Source organism: Caulobacter vibrioides, from assembly GCF_002858865.1.
GTDB lineage: Bacteria > Pseudomonadota > Alphaproteobacteria > Caulobacterales > Caulobacteraceae > Caulobacter > Caulobacter vibrioides.
The window spans coordinates 1-18,525 of record NZ_PJRR01000004.1 but is presented as its reverse complement, the minus strand read 5'-3'; the positions used below and the strand labels follow the sequence as shown (position 1 = coordinate 18,525).

At 66.5% G+C, this 18,525-nt stretch carries 13 protein-coding genes and 1 pseudogene; 4 read left to right on the top strand and 10 right to left on the bottom strand.

All coding sequences use genetic code 11. The annotated features are described in order from the left end of the window. Positions 1-137 precede the first annotated feature (137 nt). The 9 genes and pseudogenes from CVUC_RS00495 to CVUC_RS00455 all read right to left on the bottom strand — a co-directional run bounded on the left by CVUC_RS00495 (position 138) and on the right by CVUC_RS00455 (position 9,963). Positions 138-995 carry an ABC transporter permease gene (locus tag CVUC_RS00495; RefSeq protein WP_101685769.1) on the bottom strand — a complete coding sequence of 286 codons (858 nt, stop codon included), beginning with the start codon at positions 993-995 and terminating at the stop codon, positions 138-140. 16 nt (positions 996-1,011) lie between these two features. Continuing rightward, positions 1,012-1,134 (bottom strand): annotated as a pseudogene (locus CVUC_RS00490) (hypothetical protein); the annotation flags it as partial. A 12-nt stretch (positions 1,135-1,146) separates the two neighbouring features. Continuing rightward, on the bottom strand, positions 1,147-2,067 hold the full coding sequence (locus CVUC_RS00485) for an ABC transporter permease (protein WP_164468220.1): 921 nt from the start codon (positions 2,065-2,067) through the stop codon (positions 1,147-1,149). 121 nt (positions 2,068-2,188) lie between these two features. Next, the gene (locus CVUC_RS00480) at positions 2,189-3,295 is read right to left on the bottom strand and encodes an ABC transporter substrate-binding protein (RefSeq protein ID WP_010920973.1); all 1,107 of its coding nucleotides are present in this window, start codon (positions 3,293-3,295) and stop codon (positions 2,189-2,191) included. Between the two features lie 77 nt (positions 3,296-3,372). Further along, complete coding sequence (locus CVUC_RS00475; RefSeq protein ID WP_010920974.1) at positions 3,373-4,755, bottom strand: glutamine synthetase family protein; 1,383 nt, start codon at positions 4,753-4,755, stop codon at positions 3,373-3,375. Further along, the gene (locus CVUC_RS00470) at positions 4,752-6,152 is read right to left on the bottom strand and encodes an aspartate aminotransferase family protein (protein WP_096034268.1); all 1,401 of its coding nucleotides are present in this window, start codon (positions 6,150-6,152) and stop codon (positions 4,752-4,754) included. The genes CVUC_RS00475 and CVUC_RS00470 overlap by 4 nt, the downstream gene beginning before the upstream one ends. Before the next feature lie 130 nt (positions 6,153-6,282). After that, entirely contained in the window at positions 6,283-7,740 is a 1,458-nt protein-coding gene (locus CVUC_RS00465) for an NAD-dependent succinate-semialdehyde dehydrogenase (RefSeq protein WP_164468221.1), read from the bottom strand. Next, a complete protein-coding gene (locus tag CVUC_RS00460) occupies positions 7,737-9,236 on the bottom strand; it encodes an aldehyde dehydrogenase (protein WP_164468222.1) in 1,500 nt (499 codons plus the stop codon). Before CVUC_RS00460 ends, CVUC_RS00465 begins: the two co-directional genes overlap by 4 nt. 55 nt (positions 9,237-9,291) lie before the next feature. Beyond that, positions 9,292-9,963, bottom strand: a complete 672-nt coding sequence (locus CVUC_RS00455; RefSeq protein WP_012640678.1) for a GntR family transcriptional regulator — start codon at positions 9,961-9,963, stop codon at positions 9,292-9,294. A 68-nt stretch (positions 9,964-10,031) separates the two neighbouring features. On the opposite strand from CVUC_RS00455, the gene CVUC_RS00450 reads away from it, so the two are divergent. Further along, positions 10,032-11,360 (top strand): aspartate aminotransferase family protein, encoded by a 1,329-nt coding sequence (locus CVUC_RS00450; protein WP_096034270.1) that lies wholly within the window; start codon positions 10,032-10,034, stop codon positions 11,358-11,360. Between the two features lie 140 nt (positions 11,361-11,500). On the opposite strand, the gene CVUC_RS00445 is transcribed toward CVUC_RS00450, so the two are convergent. Then, the gene (locus CVUC_RS00445) at positions 11,501-12,565 is read right to left on the bottom strand and encodes a DUF2332 domain-containing protein (protein ID WP_164468287.1); all 1,065 of its coding nucleotides are present in this window, start codon (positions 12,563-12,565) and stop codon (positions 11,501-11,503) included. Positions 12,566-12,889: 324 nt separating this feature from the next. On the opposite strand from CVUC_RS00445, the gene CVUC_RS00440 reads away from it, so the two are divergent. The 3 genes from CVUC_RS00440 to CVUC_RS00430 form a co-directional block, all read left to right on the top strand. Then, a complete protein-coding gene (locus tag CVUC_RS00440; protein WP_164468223.1) occupies positions 12,890-14,731 on the top strand; it encodes a methyl-accepting chemotaxis protein in 1,842 nt (613 codons plus the stop codon). Positions 14,732-14,997: 266 nt separating this feature from the next. Beyond that, on the top strand, positions 14,998-17,511 hold the full coding sequence (locus tag CVUC_RS00435; RefSeq protein WP_096034273.1) for a TonB-dependent receptor domain-containing protein: 2,514 nt from the start codon (positions 14,998-15,000) through the stop codon (positions 17,509-17,511). Positions 17,512-17,869: 358 nt separating this feature from the next. Further along, positions 17,870-18,525: TonB-dependent receptor plug domain-containing protein (locus tag CVUC_RS00430; protein ID WP_170013891.1), on the top strand; the 656-nt coding region annotated here is incomplete at its 3' end.

The following is an 18,525-nucleotide window of genomic DNA, read 5'->3' as shown; positions in this document are numbered from 1 at the left end:
TCCGTCACGATGCGTATTCGCATCGCGCCACCTCCCCCGCCTTGCGTGGGAGGAAGAAGCCGCACCCTCCTCACCCGTCAAACGGGGGAGGTGGATCGACGCGAAGCGGCGAGACGGAGGGGGCGCTGCGAACACGCTCATTTGCCGTCCTTCGCCCCGTGTCCCGCCGCAGCTGCGGGGTTGCCCTGCAGTTTCAGCGCCGCCGCCGTCAGCAGCACGGTCAGCACGATCAGCACCGTCGAGGCCGCGTTGACCTCCGGCGTCACCGAGAAGCGGACCATCGAATAGACCTTCACCGGGAAGGTCACGGTGTCCGGACCTGCGGTGAAGAAGGTGATGACGAAGTCATCGAGGCTCAGCGTGAAGGCCAGCAGCGCGCCGGCGATCAGCGACGGCGCCATGTGCGGCAGGATCACGTCCTTGATGGTGCGGAACTCGCCCGCCCCCAGGTCGCGGGCGGCCTCCTCCATCTCGCGGTTGAAGCTGGCCATCCGCGCGCGGACGACCACCGCCACGAACGGGAACGAGAACGAGACGTGGGCGATGATGATCGCGCCCAGGTTCAGCGGCCAGGGCATCCCCTGCGGCCAGGGCAGCACCTTGGCGAAGAACACCAGCATGGCCACGCCCATGCAGATCTCCGGCACCACGATCGGCAGGGCCATCGCCCCGTCCACCGCCGTCTTGCCGGGGAAGCGGAACCGCCACAACGCCAGGGCCACGGCCGCGCCCAGGAACAGGCTGATCACCGTCGACGCCGCCGCGATCGTCAGGCTGTTGCCGAACGCCTCGAGCAGCTCGGAATTGTTGAACAGCTTCTCGTAATATTTGAGCGTGAAGCCCTTCCAGACGATGTTGCGCTTGCTGTCGTTGAAGCTGAACGCCATCAGCGCGATCAACGGCGCGTAGAGGAAGATGAACACGGCCGCCAGCCACGCCTGCATCTGCCAGCGGCGGAGGTATTCGAGGGGGCCGGGAGCGGATTTCTTGGTCATCAGAACGCCCCCTCCGTCACGTCGCCTGCTGGCGACGCGCCACCTCCCCCGCAAGCGGGGCAGGAGGGAGCTTTGTTCTCCTCACCCGTGAAACGGGGGAGGTGGATCGCTGCGAATACGCAGCGAGACGGAGGGGGCGTCATGCAGCGCTTCATCCCTTGGCCTCCGGGGTCTTCCTGTTCAGCACCGCCTGGATCGCGATGGCGATGAAGGTCAGGTACATCAGCAGGAAGGACAGGGCCGCGCCGAACGGCCAGTCATTGGCGCGCTTGAACTGGCGCTCGATGATGTTGGCGATCATCTGGCTGTCGGGGCCGCCCAAGAGGTCCGGCGTCAGATAGGCGCCGAGCGCGGGAATGAAGGTGATCAACACGCCCGAGGCGATGCCCGGGATGGCCAGAGGCACGACCACTTTGAACAGGGTGCGCAGATGCCCCGCGCCCAGGTCCAGGCTGGCTTCCAGCAACGACTTGTCCAGGCGGTCCAGCGCCGAATAGAGCGGCAACACCATGAAGGGCAGGTGCACATAGACAAGGCCCAGGATCACCGCGAAATTGTTGTGCAGCAGCTCCAGCGGCTGGAAGTCGCCCAGCGGCTGCAGGCCGATCAGCGTGGCCAGACCGCTTCCGCCCTTCCAGAACCACTCCAGCCCCTGGTTCACGTAGCCCTCGGTGCGCAGCACCGCGATCAGGGCGTAGGTGCGGATCAGAAGGTTCGTCCAGAACGGCAGCATGATCAGCAGCAGCAGCCAGGCCTTGGCCTTGTCGGAGGCGAAGGTGATGGCCAGGGCGACCGGGAAGCCGATGACCAGGCACAGGCCTGTCGTCAGGCCTGCGACCCAGACCGACTTCAGGAAGATCTTCAGGTACAGCGGCTCGATGGCGCGCGCATAGTTGTGGAACGTGCCGCTGATGGCGATCTCGGTCAGCCCGACATTGTGGCCGAAGCTGTAGGCCCAGACGATCGCCATGGGCGCGAGGAAGAACAGCACCAGCCACACCAGCGGCGGTCCCAGCGCCGCGGCAAACACGGCTTTCGCCTGTTTCCAGGATTGTTCCATGGAGCCCTCCAAATCCTCCCCCTAGCGGGGGAGGTGTCGCCGGAGGCGACGGAGGGGGAAGAACCCGGACAGTCCGGACTTCCCCCTCCGGCCTTCGGCCTCCTCCCCCTCCGGGGGGAGGATTTTCCGCGCCTTAAGCCGCCCGCACCCGGGTGATCAGTTCCTCATACTGGCTGGCCTTTTCCGCACCCTCGAAGGCCCCGTACTCGCACTTGGCCATGACGTCGGCCGGCGGGAAGATCACCGGGTTGTTCTTGTAGTCTTCCGGCATCAGCGCCTTGGCCGCCGCGTTCGGGGTCGGATACAGGATCGTCTTGCTGATCTCGGCCCCGGCCTGCGCGTCCAGCAGATAGTTGATGAAGGCGTGGGCGTTGTTCGGCCGCGGCGCGCCCTTGGGGATGCACAGGGTGTCGGAGTTGATCAGGCTGCCTTCCTTGGGCACGACGAAGTCGAGGTCCGGATCCTCCTTCATCGCCTGAGCGATGTCGCCGTTGTACTCGAGCACCAGATCAACCTCGCCCGACATCAGCATGTCCTGGCCGTTGTCGTCGTGGAAGGCCTTCACAAAGGGCTTCTGCTTGATCAGCATCTGCTCGATCTTGGGCAGCATGTCCTGCGGGATGTTGTTGACCGAGTGGCCAAGATACTTGGCCGACAGGCGCACCAAGTCCGCGCTTTCCGACAGCAGGGCGATGCGGCCCTTGTACTGGTCGCTGTCGAACAGCCACTTCCAGCTATCGGGAACACCCTTGACCTTGCTCTTGCGGTAGCCAATGCCCAGCAGCAGCCAAGTGTAGGGCATGGAGAACTTCCGCCCGGGATCGAACTCAGGGTTCAAGAAGCTGGGATCGATGTTCTTCATGTTCGGGATCTTGGCGTGATCCAGCGGCTCCAGAAGGCCGCCCTGGCTCATCCGCGTCACGAACTCGTTCGACGGCACCACGACATCGAAGCCCGGATTGCCCGCCTTCAGCTTGGCGAACAGTTCGTCGTTGGTCGCGAACAGGCTCATGTTCACGTCGATCCCGGTGGCCTTCTTGAAGTCACCCAGCGTCGTCTCGCCGATATAGGTGTCCCAGTTGTAGAAGTTGAGCTTGGCCTCCTCGGCGCCGGGCGCGGCCTTGGGCTTCTCGCCGCAGGCGGTGAAGGTCAGGCCGATCGCGGCGGCGCCGGTGGCGGTCAAGAGCGAGCGGCGGCTCAGGCCCGCCTTGTTGAGGCCTCGCTGGGTGATCGTGCTCATCGTTTCGAAACTCCCCTATCGCTTCGTTGAATGCAGGCCGGGGCCCGCAGCTGAGTTCACGCTACATCGCCACGCCGTCAGGCGTTGCGCAGGTACCAGTCGAAATCCAGTTCGGTGACCACCTCGAAGAAACGCGCCTGTTCCGTGCGCTTCACCGACACGAACATGTCCACGAAACGGTCGCCGAGGTAGTCGCGCAGCACGCTCGACTGCTCGAACAGGTCCACGGCGGCGAACCAGTTGTTGGGTAGCCGGATGTTCTCCTTGGCGGCCGCGGCGTAGCCGTCGCCGATCACCGCGGGACCTGGATCGATCTTGTTGGTGATCCCGTGGTGGGCGCTGGCCAGCAGCACGGCCAAGACCAGATACGGATTGCCGTCCGCGCCGGCCACGCGATGCTCGACGTGACGGGTCTTGGGCGGCCCCGCCGGCACGCGCAAGGATACGGTGCGATTGTTGACACCCCAGGTCGGCGCCACCGGGGCGTAGCTGTTGGCCTTGAAGCGGCGATAGCTGTTGGCGTTCGGCGCCAGGATCGCCATGCCCTCGCCCAGCAGCACCTTCATGCCGCCGATGGCGTGCTTCAGCAGGTCCGAGCCCTCGATATCCTCGCTGGCGCAGAGGTTGTTTCCCGCCGCGTCATTGACGCTGAGATGGACGTGGAAGCCGTTGCCGGCCCGGTCGCTCCACGGCTTGGCCATGAACGTGGCCTCCATCCCGTGACGCAGGGCCACGCCCTTGGCCGCGCGCTTGTAGAGCACCGCGTCGTCGGCGGCGCGCAGGGCGTCGGGCTTGTGCTTGAGGGTCAGCTCCACCTGGGCCGGGGCGAACTCCGAGATCGCGCCTTCCAGCGGCACGCCCAGGGTGTCGGCCACGTCCCACAGCTCGCGCAGGAACGGGGCGTGGGCCTCCAGTTCCGGCAGGCCATAGACCTGGATGCCGGTCGGCCGCAGACCGGTCTGCAGCGACTTGGCGGGCAGCAGCTCGCCGTTCGGCCCGCGCTGCAAGTCAACGAGATAGTACTCCAGCTCGCAGGCCGCGACCGGCGTCAGGCCATCGGCGGCGTAGCGGTCCAGCACCCGCTGCAGCACATGGCGGGGATCCAAATCATTGGGCGTCCCGTCCAGCTCGTACAGCGACAGCATGACCTGGGCGACGTCGGGGCCCAGCCACGGCGCCAGGGTCAGGGTTCCCGGCACAGGTCGCGCGCGGCGGTCGGCGTCGCCGTCTTCCCAGACCAGGCCCGTGTCCTCGCAGTCAGCGCCGTTGGTGTCGACCACCAGCACCGACCCGGGCAGGAACCGGCCGTACTCGTAGATGGCCTCCAGCTCGTGCACCCGCAGCCGCTTGCCGCGCGGCACGCCGGTCATGCTGGTGAAGAACACCTCGACGAACTTGACCTGCGGATGGGCGGCGAGGAAGTCGCGGCACTCCTGGATGTCGGCTACAGCGCTCATCATTCCCCCATCGCCGCCGCGAAACCGTCGACGGCCGCGACCAGTCGGTCGATCGCCGCGTCTTCGGTGACGGGCGAGACCAGCATCATGTTGTGGAAGGGCGCGATCAGGACGCCCCGGTTTATCAGCCACAAATGCAGCGCTTCCACCGCCTCGTGGTCCAGCACTTTCCGCATCTGAGCGGCGTTTTTTGGCGGCGGATCGGCGAAGACCAGCTCCACCCGGGCCCCGACATGGACCACCGACCAGGGCAGCTTGCGGGCGGCGATCACCGCGTTCAGCCCCGCCACCAGCCGCTCGGCGCCGGCCAGCATCTTGCCATAGGCCGCCTCGGTCATGACCTCGCTCAGCATGGCCCGCATGGCGGCCATGGCCAGGGCGTTGCCCGACAAGGTGGTCCCGATCCCCGACTGGCCAGGACCGATCCTTTGCTGAGCCGCGTCCATCCGCGCCGAAAGCTCGGCGGTGACGCCCCAGACCGCCGCCGGCACGCCGCCCGCGACCGCCTTGCCCAAGACGAAGACGTCGGGCTCCAGGCCGTGGGCGCGGGTGTAGCCGCCGGGGCCGGTCGAAATCGTGTGGGTCTCGTCGATGACCAGCAGCGTTCCGGCCTCGCGCGTCAGTCGACGCAGCGCCTCAAGGAAGCCGGGCTCGGGCAGGATCATGCCGCAGTTGGTCATCACCGGCTCGGCCAGGACGGCGGCGACATCGCCCGGCGCCAGAGCGGCTTCCAGGGCGGCCAGATCGTTGAACGGCACGACGCGGGTGGTGGCGGTCAGATCATGCACCTGGCCCAGCAGACCCGGCTTCATCACCGGGGCGCCGTCCTTCAGCACCACGAAGGCGTCGTCGACCATGCCGTGGTAGCAGCCGTCGAAGACCAGGATCACCGACCGGCCGGTGACCGCCCGCGCCCAGCGGATGGCCGCGCGGTTGGCGTCGCTGGCCGTGGTCGCCGCCTGCCACAGCGGCAGGCCGAAACGTTCGGAGAGAAGCTTGCCGACGATCGCGGCCGAGGCGGTCGGTAGCATGAAGCCCGCCCCGCGCTTGATCTGGTCGGCGACGGCCGCCGCCACCGACGGATCGCCATGCCCGAACATCGACGGCGTGTCGCCTAGGCAGAAGTCGTCATAGAGCTTGCCGTCGACATCGGTGATCTGAGCCCCGACGCCCTGGGCGGCGAAGATCGGACTGGGGCTGGCCCAGTCGTTCATCCAGTGCATCGGCGCGCCGCCCCGCCAGTGGGCGCCCGCCGCCTTGGCCATGGCGACCGAGCGCGGGTGCTCGGCCGTGAAGCGGGCGCGCTCGGCGGTCAGCAGATCGGAGAGGGATTTGGCGAGCTCAGCGATCATCCCACCGCCTCCACCACCGTCATCCCGCGCTTCATGCGCGGGACCCATGGTTCAGCCCGCACGCGAGAACGAAGCGGATCAGCAGAGCCCAATCCCTCCCGCACGTGCGGCGGACAAATGGGTCCCGCGCATGAAGCGCGGGATGACGGAGCTTTTGAGATGGCGGCGCTGAACAGCCTCATCCGGCCACCCCGCCGAAACACAGGTACTTGGTCTCCAGATACTCCTCGAGCCCCTCGGAGGCGCCTTCGCGGCCGAGGCCGCTTTCCTTGACCCCGCCGAACGGCGCGACCTCGGTGGAGATCAGGCCTTCATTGATGCCGACCATGCCGGCCTCGATCTGCTCGGCCACGCGCCAGCAGCGGCCGACATCGCGGCTGTAGAAATAGGCCGCCAAGCCAAAGGGCGTGGCGTTGGCCAGCTCGACCGCCTCGGCCTCGGTCTCGAACTTCACGATCGGGGCGACCGGGCCAAAGATCTCCTCCTGGAAGATCCGCATCTCCGGCGTCGCCCCGACCAGCACGGTCGGCTGGTAGAAGTGCCCGCCCAGACCGTGGACGTCGCCGCCGGTCAGCACCTCGGCCCCGCCCTGCACGGCGCCGCTGACCAGACCCACCACCTTGGTCAGGGCCTTCTCATTGATCAGCGGACCGATCTGCACGCCCTCGCCCGTGCCGGGACCCACCTTCAGCGCGGCGACCTTTTCAGCCAGGCGCGCGGCGAAGGCGTCGTGGATGCCGGACTGCACGATGAGGCGATTGGCGCAGACGCAGGTCTGGCCGGCGTTGCGGTACTTGCTGGCGATCGCCCCATCGACGGCGGCCTCCAGGTCGGCGTCGTCGAAGACGATGAAGGGCGCGTTGCCGCCCAGCTCCAGCGAGAGCTTCTTCATCGTGCCGGCGCACTGCTGGTAGAGCACCTTGCCGATGGGCGTAGAGCCGGTGAACGACAGCTTCCGCACCCGGCTGTCGTCGCACAGCACCTTGCCGACCTCGCTCGAGCGGGTGGTGGTGACGATGTTCAGCACGCCCGCCGGTACGCCCGCCTCGATGGCCAGGCGCGCGATGGCCAGGGCGCTGAGCGGCGTCTCGGCCGCCGGCTTGACCACCACCGTGCAGCCGGCCGCCAGGGCCGGGCCGACCTTGCGGGTGATCATGGCGATCGGGAAGTTCCATGGCGCGATGGCGGCGCAAACCCCCACCGGCTGCTTGATCGAGGCCAGACGCTTGCCCGGCATGGGCGTCGGGATCGTGTGGCCGTAGGCGCGCTTGGCCTCCTCGGCGAACCAGTCGATGAACGACGCGCCATAAACCACCTCACCCCTGGCCTCGGCCAGCGGCTTGCCCTGCTCGGCGGTCATCAGCCGCGCCAGATCGTCGGCGTGGGCGAGGATCAGTTCGCTCCACCGGCGCAGGATCGCGCCGCGCTCCTTGGCGGTCCGGGCGGCCCAGGCCGGGAGGGCGCGATGCGCCGCGTCGATGGCCAGCGTCGTCTCGGCCGCACCGAGGTCGGCGACGGCGGCGATCAGCGTCCCGTCGGCGGGATTGAGCACGTCAAAGCTCGCCTCGCCCCGGACCCATTGTCCGTCGATCAAGGCTGCGGTTTCGGCAAGGTTCAGGGCGGTCATACAGGTCACCTCAGCGTCACGGACACCGACTTCAGGTCGGCGTACTTGTGCAACGCATGAAGGCTGCGGTCGCGGCCAAAACCCGACTGCTTGAAGCCTCCGAACGGCATGGTGATGTCGCAAGCGTCCCAGCCGTTGACCCAGACAAGGCCCGCTTTCAGCCGCCGCGCGCCGCGCAGGGCCTTGCTGACGTCGGCGGTCCACAGGCCTGCAGCCAGGCCATAGACCGTGTCATTGGCCAGCCGCATCGCCTCGTCTTCGGACGAGAAGGTCATCACGCCCAGCACGGGGCCGAACACCTCTTCCCGCGCCAGGGTCTGGTCGGGTCGCACCTGATCGAAGATCGTCGGCTCGACATAGAAACCGCCGGTCTCCTGGCGCACCCTCTGGCCGCCCAGCACACGCCTCGCGCCCTGGCTGTCGGCGGTGGCGATGTAGTCGAGCGCGGTGTTCATCTGCCGCTCGCTGACCATGGCCCCGAACTGGGTCGACGGATCCAGCGGATCGCCGACCTTCATGCCCTTGGCGACCTCGATCACCCGCGCGAGGAAAGCTTCCTTGATCGGGGCCTCGACCAGCAGGCGCGAGGCGGCGGTGCAGACCTCGCCCTGGTTATAGAACACGCCCCAGGCGGCGGCCTGGGCGGCGGCCTCTAGGTCCGGGCAGTCGGCGAAGACGATCTGAGGCGACTTGCCGCCCAACTCCAGGGACACGCGCTTCAGGTTCGAGCGCGCCGAATACTCCATCAGCCGGCGCCCCACGGGCCCAGAACCGGTGAAGGCGATCATGTCGACGTCCATCGACAGAGCCAGCGCCTCGCCGGCCACGCCGCCGAGCCCCGGAACGACGTTCAACACGCCTGGCGGCAACCCCGCCTCGAGCGCCAGTTCACCCAGCTTGAGCGCCGTGAGCGGCGACTGCTCGGCGGGTTTGAGGACGACCGAATTGCCAATGGCCAGCGCCGGGGCGACCTTCCACATCGCCATGTGCAGCGGGAAGTTCCACGGCACGATGGCGCCGATCACGCCCAGCGGCTCATGGACCGCATAGCTCAGTCGATCCGCCGGCGAAGCCCCGACCTCGCCATAAACCTTGTCCAGCGCCTCGGCGTACCAGCGGCAGGTGTTGATCGCGAGCGGGATGTCGACATTTCGCGCGTCGCTGATCGGCTTGCCGACATCCAGGCTTTCCAGCAGCGCCAGTTCGTCGGCGTCGCGCTCCATCAGTTCGGCCAGACGGAACAGCACCGCCTTCTTCTGGCGTGGCCCCTGATCACGCCAGCGGCCGTCCTCGAAGGCGGCCCGGGCGCCGGCGACCGCGCGCTCCACGTCGTCGGCCTGGCAGGCCGTGACCAGGTTCAGCACCTGGCCGTCACGCGGCGAGACATTATGGAACGTCGCGCCCGACGCCGCTTCGACCAAGGCGCCGTCGATCACCGCCTGGCTGGGCGGCGCAAGCTTGGCGAGGCGCTCGGTCATGTCGGCGAGAAGGGTCACGCGGGGCAATCCATACTGTTGTGATCACAGTTTTCCGCATCCGGCGGCGTGTCAAGCACTCGCCCTAGGCGGCCGCCTCGACGGCGAGACGCATCTTGTCCATGCCTTCGGAAAGGTCAGCGGCGATGGCGCGGCGGGCGCCGTCGGCGTCGCCGGCCTTGACCGCCTCGATCGCCTCAGCGTGGCGGTCAGCGACCAGCACATCGGCGCCGACCCGGCCGAACACCACCCGCATGAACGGCCCGATCTGCAGCCAGAGACCGCCCGCCATGGCCAGCAGGATCTCGGCGTCCGCGCGCTCATACAAAGCAAAGTGGAACGCGTGGTTGGCCGCCATATAGCGGTCGACATCCCCCAGTCGCAGCGCCTCGTCGAGGTCTGCGTCGATGGCCTGGAGCTGCCGGACGAGGCCGGTGTCCGCCCTCGCAGCGGCGCGCGCGGCCAGTTCCGGCTCGACCCAAAGGCGCGCCAGGGAGAGCTGCTCCAGCCGGTCGGCGGTGAGCGACGGCACCAGAAGGCGCTTGTTGGCCGGGTTGATCGCCAAGGCCCGCTCGGCCACCAGCCGCCGCACGGCGTCGCGGACGGGCATGGGCGATACGCCCAGCTCGGCGGCGAGACTGCGCAGAGAGACCCCCTTGCCCGGCGCGATCCGCCCTGTGATCAGCGCCTGCCGGATCGCCTCGTACACCTGGTCGTGAACGGCTGTGGAATCGGCGAGAGGCCGGCGGGTCTTCATGCATGGGTTTCCAAGAAGGCCTTGCCAGTTGGCCCTGAATTGCGATCACAATGCAAGCGCTCGCAAGGATGCTGCCCATGCCCGATTTCGGCGCCAACGACCTCGACGCCTTCTGGATGCCGTTCACGCCGAACCGGCGGTTCAAGCGCCATCCGCGCATGCTCTCCTCGGCCAGCGGCATGTGGTACCGCACGCCCGAGGGCCGCGAGGTGCTGGACGCGACCTCGGGCCTCTGGTGCGTCAACGCCGGCCATGATCGCCCCAAGATCCGCGAGGCCATCCAGAAGCAGGCGGCCGAAATGGACTACGCCCCCTGCTTCAACATGGGCCACCCCCTAGCCTTCCAGTTCGCCTCGCGTCTGGCGCAGATCACGCCGAAGGGCCTGGATCGGATCTTCTTCACCAATTCGGGTTCGGAGTCGGTCGACACGGCGCTGAAGATCGCCCTGGCCTATCATCGCGCGCGCGGCAAGGGGACCAAGACCCGGCTGATCGGGCGCGAGCGCGGCTACCACGGCGTCGGCTTTGGCGGCATCTCGGTGGGGGGCATTCCCAAGAACCGGATGTATTTCGGCAGCTTGCTGACCGGCGTCGACCATCTGCCTCACACCCATGGCCTGGCCGGAAACGCCTTCGCCAAGGGGCAGCCCGATAACGGCGCGCATCTGGCCGATGATCTGGAACGGATCGTCGCTCTGCACGACGCTTCCAACATCGCCGCCGTCATCGTCGAGCCGGTCGCCGGTTCAACGGGCGTGCTGATTCCGCCGAAGGGTTATCTGGAGCGGCTGCGCGCGATCTGCGACAAGCACGACATCCTGCTGATCTTCGACGAGGTGATCACCGGCTTTGGACGGGTCGGCGCGCCGTTCGCCGCCGACCGCTTCGGCGTCACGCCCGACCTGATCTGCATGGCCAAGGGCCTGACCAACGCCGCCGTGCCCTGCGGCGCTGTGGCGGCCTCCGGCAAGATCTATGATGCGATGATGGACGGCGCCGACGCGCCCATCGAGCTCTTCCACGGCTACACCTATTCGGCCCACCCACTGGCCTGCGCCGCCGGTCTCGCGACGCTGGAGACCTATCGCGAAGATGATCTCTTCGCGCGCGCCGCCGGGCTGGAGGGCTACTGGCAGGACGCGATGCACAGCCTGGCCGACGCCCGCCACGTCGTGGATGTCCGCAATCTCGGGCTCGTCGCCGGGATCGAGCTTGAACCCCGTCCCGGCGCCCCCACCGCGCGGGCGATGGAGGTCTTCGAGACCTGCTTCGACGAGGGTCTGCTGATCCGTGTGACCGGCGACATCATCGCCCTGTCGCCGCCGCTGATCCTGGAGAAGAATCACATCGACCGGATGGTCGAGACGATCCGCAGGGTGCTGGGCCAGGTCGACTAGAGCATTTTCCGACGAAGTGGATCCGGTTCGTCGTCAGAAAATGCGTTAATACAAAGGGCTAGAGCATTTCTCCGATCCAAACAGATCGGAAAATGCTCTAGACCGGCCCGGCTCCAGAAGACGCCGCCCTAGGTCGCGCCCTAGGAGGTCGCGTCCGGGAAGCCACGCCACTCGACCCATTCGCCGTAGGGATGGCAGATGGCGAGGATCGTCGTGTCGCCATCCGGCCAACGCGTGCAGCGCAACTGCACCTCCCGGCGATCAGGCGTCCATTCCAGACCGATCTCGACGAGCGGCCGATCCGCCGTGGCCCCCGCGCCGGCGGCGGCCATCATCTTGGCGACGCTCTGGCGCTCCCGATCGCTCAGGTACTGGATGAACATCGTGTGGACCACCGCACGGCAGACGCCCTCGGGCTGGCGCTCGGCCAGCCGCTGAGCGAGCCATAGCCTGGCGTCCCCGCGATGGACCTGGGGCGGATGGGCGACGGCGATCTGCAGGGCCGCTTCGAGCCGCTGCGAGCGCGCCGGCTGGTCAGCCCAGGTGAAGGAAAGCAACCGCTCGCGATGCGAGGGGTCAAGCGCGCTGAGGGGGCTCAGATCCACGCCTTGCGCGGACTCGATCGACACGTACGCGACCGGCGGGTCAGCGCCGCGCCAGACAGGGGCGATGCGGACGGGAGACGAGACGTCGCCCGCAGCGACTGCGCCCAGCTGATAGGCGTAACGGTCAAGATTGAGGTTCAGACCGCAGCTGGAGCCCAGCTCCAGGATCTGGAACGGCGTCGGCCGCTGCTTGGCCACCGCCATCAACGCCGCCATCACGGCCGCCCCGCGGGCCACTTCGTTGGTCTGGGTCGGATAGCGCATCCAGTCAGCGATGAACTGGTCTTCCTGCGCCAACGCCTCGGCGATCGCGCCATCGAAATCGTCGTGCTCGCCATTGTAAAGATCCGCGAGGTATCGCGGCTGCCCCCGACGCGCCAAGGCGTGAAGGGCTCCGTTGACGCGCATCGCAACAGCGGCTGCAGCGGGGTCGCCCCGCCAGCCCTCGATCATCTTGCTGCTGCGCGGCGCAAGGGGCAGCTGCCGATCGACGGCCTCCAGAACGGCGGCGACGAAGGCAGAGCCCGTCGAGCGGCATTTTTCCGCCTGGCGCACCAACTCATACTTAGCGCCAGTTGCGAGCGTGATCATAAAATACAATCCCAACGGGCGAGAGCCCTTAAGGTGGTACAGAGCAATTCGAGGCACCAGAAGCTGTCTTCGCCTCTGCTTAACCTCGGAATTCTTTTAGTCTTGCGACTTTGGACACCTAACGACGACGCCTCTTAAGACCGTATAAATTACGACCAGTCTGTCTGGTGACACTATGTCGCATGGTTAGGAAGGCGCCACCGAAACGTCGTTAAGAGGCGAGCAATCACTCTTCTATAGGTCTGGGGGACGGCCGCGTGGCGCTAGGTCCGTCGCATAGGCGATTTCGCCTGGAGGACGGATCAGCGCTGCGGCCGCGCTGAGGACCCGCCAGTGAGTATTGGAACGATGACGACCGCCATGAACATTCCCAAGAAGCTCAGCCTGTCGTTCGTCTTCATCTGCGTTTCCGCAGCCATCATGATGGTCGTCTTCCTGGCGACGATCCTGATGATCCGCGCCTCGACGGAAAGCAGCAATCACAGCCAACAGATCCACGCGGACGCGCTGGCGCTCGAGACGGCCATTCTGCGCCAGAACAGCCAGTTCCGCGGCTATCTGGTCACCGGCGACAGCACCTACCTGAAGTCTTACTACGAGGGCCGCGACGAGTACGATCAGGTCTCGGCGAAGCTGGCCTCGACGCTCACCGATCCCGAGATGCTCAAGCACATCGAAGACTCGCGCGTGGCGACCCTCGCCTGGCGCAAGGAGTGGGGCGATCGCCTGATCGAGGTGGTTAAGGCCGGCCAGCGCGACGCCGCGCAGCAGGAAGTCCGCGACGCGGGCAAGAAGGTGCTGGTGAGCGCCGCAGTGCTGCCGCTGCGCGAGATCCGCAACGCCGAGGTCAAGAACATCGCCCAGAACGGCGCGCGTCAGCAGACCGCCATCGTCACGGCGATCACGGCCCTGGTCATCGGCGGCATCGCCCTGATCACCATCGCGATGATGGCCTCGCGCATCCTCAGCCGCTCGATCGCCCGCCCGATCACGACTCTGACCGCCGCCATGACGCAGCTCGCGCGCGGCGACAATGAAATCTCCGTCGACGCCAACCGCGGCGACGAGCTGGGCGACATGGCCCGCGCCGTGCTCGTGTTCCGCGACGCCGCCCTGGCCAAGGCCGAAGCCGACCGCGCCAAGGAAGAGGCCGATCGCGCCAAGGCCGAGGCCGACCGCGCCAAGCTGGGCGCCGAGGCGGCCCAGCGCCGCGTGGTCGAGACCCTGGACACCGCCCTGGCGGCTCTGGCGTCCGGCGACCTGACCCACATCATCAGCAACCCGTTCGAGCCTGAGTACGAGCGCCTGCGCCAGTCGTTCAACAGCGCCGTGGAAGGGCTCGAGCAGAGCATTTCCGGTGTCGCCCGCTCGGCCAAGAGCGTGCGTTCGGGCGCCGCCGAGATCTACACGGCCTCCGAGGACCTCTCGCGCCGCACCGAACAGCAGGCCTCGCGCCTGCAAGAGACGACCACCGCGACCCAGCAGGTCACCGTCATGGTCGGCGAGACCGCGCAACGCGCCGCCGACGCCCGGACCGCCATCGAGGTCGCGAACGGCAACGCCGCCGACGGCGGCGCGATCGTCAACGAAGCGATCTCGGCGATGGACGCCATCCAAACGAGCTCGGAAGAGATCAGCCAGATCATCAACCTGATCGACAGCATCACCTTCCAGACCAACCTGCTGGCGCTGAACGCCGGTGTCGAAGCCGCACGAGCCGGCGACGCGGGCAAGGGCTTCGCCGTCGTGGCCTCGGAAGTGCGCGCCCTGGCTCAGCGCTCGGCCGACGCCGCGCGGGATATCAAGACCCTCATCCACACGTCCTCGGAGCAGGTGGCCAGCGGCGTTCGCCGGGTCGGCGACACCGGCCAGATGCTGACGCTCATCGGCTCGAAGATCGTCGACACCAACACGCTCATCAATGAGATCGCGCTGAACACCGAGACCCAAGCCGACAATCTGAAGCAGGTCAGCAGCGCCGTCGCCAGCATGGACAGCATGACCCAGCAAAACGCGTCGATGGTGAAGGAAGCGACGGCGGCCGCACGCAGCCTCGCCGGCGAAGCCGACGAGCTGGCCACCCTGGTCGCGCGCTTCCGGCTGCGCTCGGCGGATTTCGGCCAGGCCGCGGCGCCCGCCGCGCGCTCCCTGAGGGCTGCAGGCGGTCGGGGCTAACCCCGGCGGCGGCGCCGCCGCCGCCCCCTCCATCAATCCATCCATCCATAGCTATAGCGTCGAGCGCCCCCACCGGAGCGCTCGCGCCGGCACGCTTTCGCCTCGCGAGCCAGAGCTCGCGCTGCAGATCATGGCGATTGTAACCACGACATAATGTCGCACCACAAAGTCGCTGCTGATAAGCTCGGGTTTACCTTGTTGTTATAGTAGAAAAATCAACAAGCACCCAAAAGTATATATAACTAAGAAATACACGGAGTTCTCTCATGAAGTACTTGCTCGCAACCGCCGCCATCGCGCCGCTCCTGATGTTTTCGTCCGCGAATGCAGAAGCGCTGAGCGCTGACGCCAAGCCCGCGGCTGAAAAGGCCGTGCAAAGCGCCGGCGGCAAGGCGAGCGGTGAGGCGGTGTTCTCGACCGGCGTCGCCAAGGGCCGCGACCGCCTCGACAGCGCCACGTCCACCAGCGCCCTGCGCGCTTCGGAATTTGAGACCTACGGCGCCCGCTCGCTGGGCGAAGTGCTGCGCAACATCCCCGGCATCCGCGCCGAGTACGCAGGCGGTGAAGGCAACGCGAACTACTCGATCCGCGGCCTGCCGCTGTCGGGCACCGGCTCCAAGTACGTGCAGCTGCAGGAAGACGGCCTGCCCGTCCTCGAATTCGGCGATATGCTGCAGTTCACCTCCGACATGTTCATGCGCAGCGACCTGAACCTTTCGCAGATCGAGACGATCCGCGGCGGTTCGGCCTCGACCTTTGCGTCGAACTCGCCGGGCGGCGTGATCAACCTGATCTCCAAGACCGGCGACACCGAGGGTGGCGCGGTCCAGGGGACCTACGGCCTGAACTACGGCGAAAAGCGCCTCGACGCCGACTACGGCGGCAAGATCAGCGACACGCTGCGCTTCCACATCGGCGGCTTCTATCGCCAGGGTGAAGGTCCGCGCGACGTCGGCTACACCGCCTACAAGGGCGGCCAGATCAAGGCCAACCTCACCAAGACGCTCGAGAACGGCTATGTGCGCGTCTACGCCAAGCTGATGGACGATCGCACGCCGTCCTACCAGTTCGTGCCGATCCGCGTGACCGGCACCAACGCCGATCCGACCTTCTCGAACCCGGCCAACTTCAACATCAAGACCGACTCGCTGCTGTCGCCCTACACCAGCAACATCGTCACGCTGGACGCCAACAACAACATCGCGCGCGACGACATCCGCGAAGGCCAGCGCTCCAAGGTCGCCTCTGTTGGTCTCGACTCGCAGATTGAGCTGAACGGCTGGACCATCAGCGAGAAGTTCCGCATCTCGAAGATCTCGGGCGGCGTCCGGCAGGTCCGCCCCATCGCTGTGGCCCCGGCGGCCGCACTCGCCTTCGTCTACGGCGGCGTCGGTGGCGCGCTCAGCTTCGCCACCGGTCCGCAAGTCGGCCAGGCGATCGCCAACCCTACGGCGCTCAACGGCAACGGCCTGATGACGTCGGCGGTGAAGATCAAGAGCGATATCGACAGCCTCGACAACATCACCAACGATCTGCGCGCCAGCCGCGTGTGGAAGGTGGGTGAAGGCAACCTGACGACCACGGTCGGCTACTACAAGTCGTCGCAGGACTACGGCTCCTACTGGTCGTTCATGAACACGCTGACCGACGTCAACGGCGACGGCCAGACATCGCTGATCAACGTCCGCACGGCCACCGGCGTGGCCGCTACGCAAGACGGCATGGTGGCCTACGGCGTTGGCGGCGCGCTCTTTCACCGCACCTACGACGTGACGAACAGCGTCGATGCGCCGTACGCCTCGATCAACTACCACATCGGCAAGATCTCCGTGGGCGGCAGCCTGCGCTACGACATGGGCAAGGTCGACGGCACCCTCTACGGCGCCGAACTGGGCGGTAGCCGCGTGGGTGTGATCTCGCGCGACATGAACAGCGACGGCGTGATCTCGCTGGCGGAAACCAAGACCGCCGCCTTGCCGCTGGGCCAGCCTGGCCGCGTCGACTACGACTACAACTATCTGAGCTATTCGACGGGCGTGAACTATCGCGTCGCCGAGCAGCTGGCCGTCTTCGCCCGCTATAGCCGGGGTGGTCGCTCTTCGGCCGAAAAGCTCCTGTTCACGCCGGCGGTCGACTACAACACCGGCAAGCTGGTGGATGCCGATAGCGCCTACGACACCGTCAAGCAGGCCGAGCTGGGCCTGAAGTACCGGATCTCGGGCGTGACCTTTAACGTCACCGGCTTCTCGGCCAAGACCGGCGAGCGTAACATCCAGGTCGTCAGCGGCTCCGACGGCACCACTGACGTCTTGAACATCGTTCGCGGCTACAAGGCCAAGGGCGTCGAACTGGAAGCCGCTGTCAGCAAGGGCCCGTTCAGCGTGACCGCCGGCGCCACCTATACCGACGCCAAGATCACCAGCGCCGACCAGAGCGCGACTCTCATCGGCAACAAGCCGCGCCACCAGGCCGACTTCATCTACTCGGTGACGCCGCAGGTCGAGCTGAAGAACGCCACGGTGGGCTTCAACGTGATCGGCACCACCAGCAGCTACGCGCAGGACACCAACCAGCTGAAGCTGCCGGGCTACAAGCTGGTCAACGCCTTCGTGCAGATCCGCCCGATGGAGAACGTGCAGCTGATGCTGAACGTCAACAACGTGTTCAACACCCTGGCCATGGTCGACTCCGAACAGGCCGCCATCCCGGCCAGCGGCGTCATCCTCGGCCGGGCCTACGCAGGCCGGACGGCTTCGGCGACGCTGCGCTACAGCTTCTAAGACGCTGCACCAGAGACTCTGGAACAAAGGCGGCCGGGATGCTCACGCATCCCGGCCGCTGCTTTTTGTGATGCAGGTTCGACGGCTGGCGACAGCAAGGCGCCCATCGGCCCAGACCCTGCTCCCCACGACGACATCAGACGTCCAGTCGAGTGAGAGCAGGGCGCTGCAACACCGCACTCGCGCGTGAGTGGCGCGATGCTCGCAAAGTTGTATCAAGTGTAGCAATAGAAATTAGGACACAATGTCGCACCCAAGTGCGGCAAAGCATAAGTCCAGATTTACCTTATCGTTATAACCCGTACGCCAACATAACCTCAAGTTACACAACGCATACAGAGACGTACGGAGCCCTCTCATGAAATATCTGCTCGCGACCGCTGCGATCGCGCCGCTTTTGATGTTCTCGTTTGCGAACGCAGAGGCTCTGAGCGCCGACGCCGCCGCCGAGGCCAAGCCCGCGGCTGAAAAGGCTGTCCAAAGCGCCGGCGGCAAGAACCATGGCGAGGCGGTGTTCTCGACCGGCGTCGCCAAGGGCCGCGACCGCCTCGACAGCGCCACGTCCACCAGCGCCCTGCGCGCTTCGGAATTTGAGACCTACGGCGCCCGCTCGCTGGGCGAAGTGCTGCGCAACATCCCCGGCATCCGCGCCGAGTACGCAGGCGGTGAAGGCAACGCGAACTACTCGATCCGCGGCCTGCCGCTGTCGGGCACCGGCTCCAAGTACGTGCAGCTGCAGGAAGACGGCCTGCCCGTCCTCGAATTCGGCGATATGCTGCAGTTCACCTCCGACATGTTCATGCGCAGCGACCTGAACCTTTCGCAGATCGAGACGATCCGCGGCGGTTCGGCCTCGACCTTTGCGTCGAACTCGCCGGGCGGCGTGATCAACCTGATCTCCAAGACCGGCGACACCGAGGGTGGCGCGGTCCAGGGGACCTACGGCCTGAACTACGGCGAAAAGCGCCTCGACGCCGACTACGGCGGCAAGATCAGCGACACGCTGCGCTTCCA

Coding starts and splice junctions, on each gene's coding strand:
- CVUC_RS00450 (WP_096034270.1), top strand. CDS start 10,032: ATGCTGCCCATGCCCGATTTCGGCGCCAACGACCTCGACGCCTTCTGG.
- CVUC_RS00435 (WP_096034273.1), top strand. CDS start 14,998: ATGAAGTACTTGCTCGCAACCGCCGCCATCGCGCCGCTCCTGATGTTT.
- CVUC_RS00480 (WP_010920973.1), bottom strand. CDS start 3,295: ATGAGCACGATCACCCAGCGAGGCCTCAACAAGGCGGGCCTGAGCCGC.
- CVUC_RS00495 (WP_101685769.1), bottom strand. CDS start 995: ATGACCAAGAAATCCGCTCCCGGCCCCCTCGAATACCTCCGCCGCTGG.
- CVUC_RS00470 (WP_096034268.1), bottom strand. CDS start 6,152: ATGGGTCCCGCGCATGAAGCGCGGGATGACGGTGGTGGAGGCGGTGGG.
- CVUC_RS00475 (WP_010920974.1), bottom strand. CDS start 4,755: ATGATGAGCGCTGTAGCCGACATCCAGGAGTGCCGCGACTTCCTCGCC.
- CVUC_RS00455 (WP_012640678.1), bottom strand. CDS start 9,963: ATGAAGACCCGCCGGCCTCTCGCCGATTCCACAGCCGTTCACGACCAG.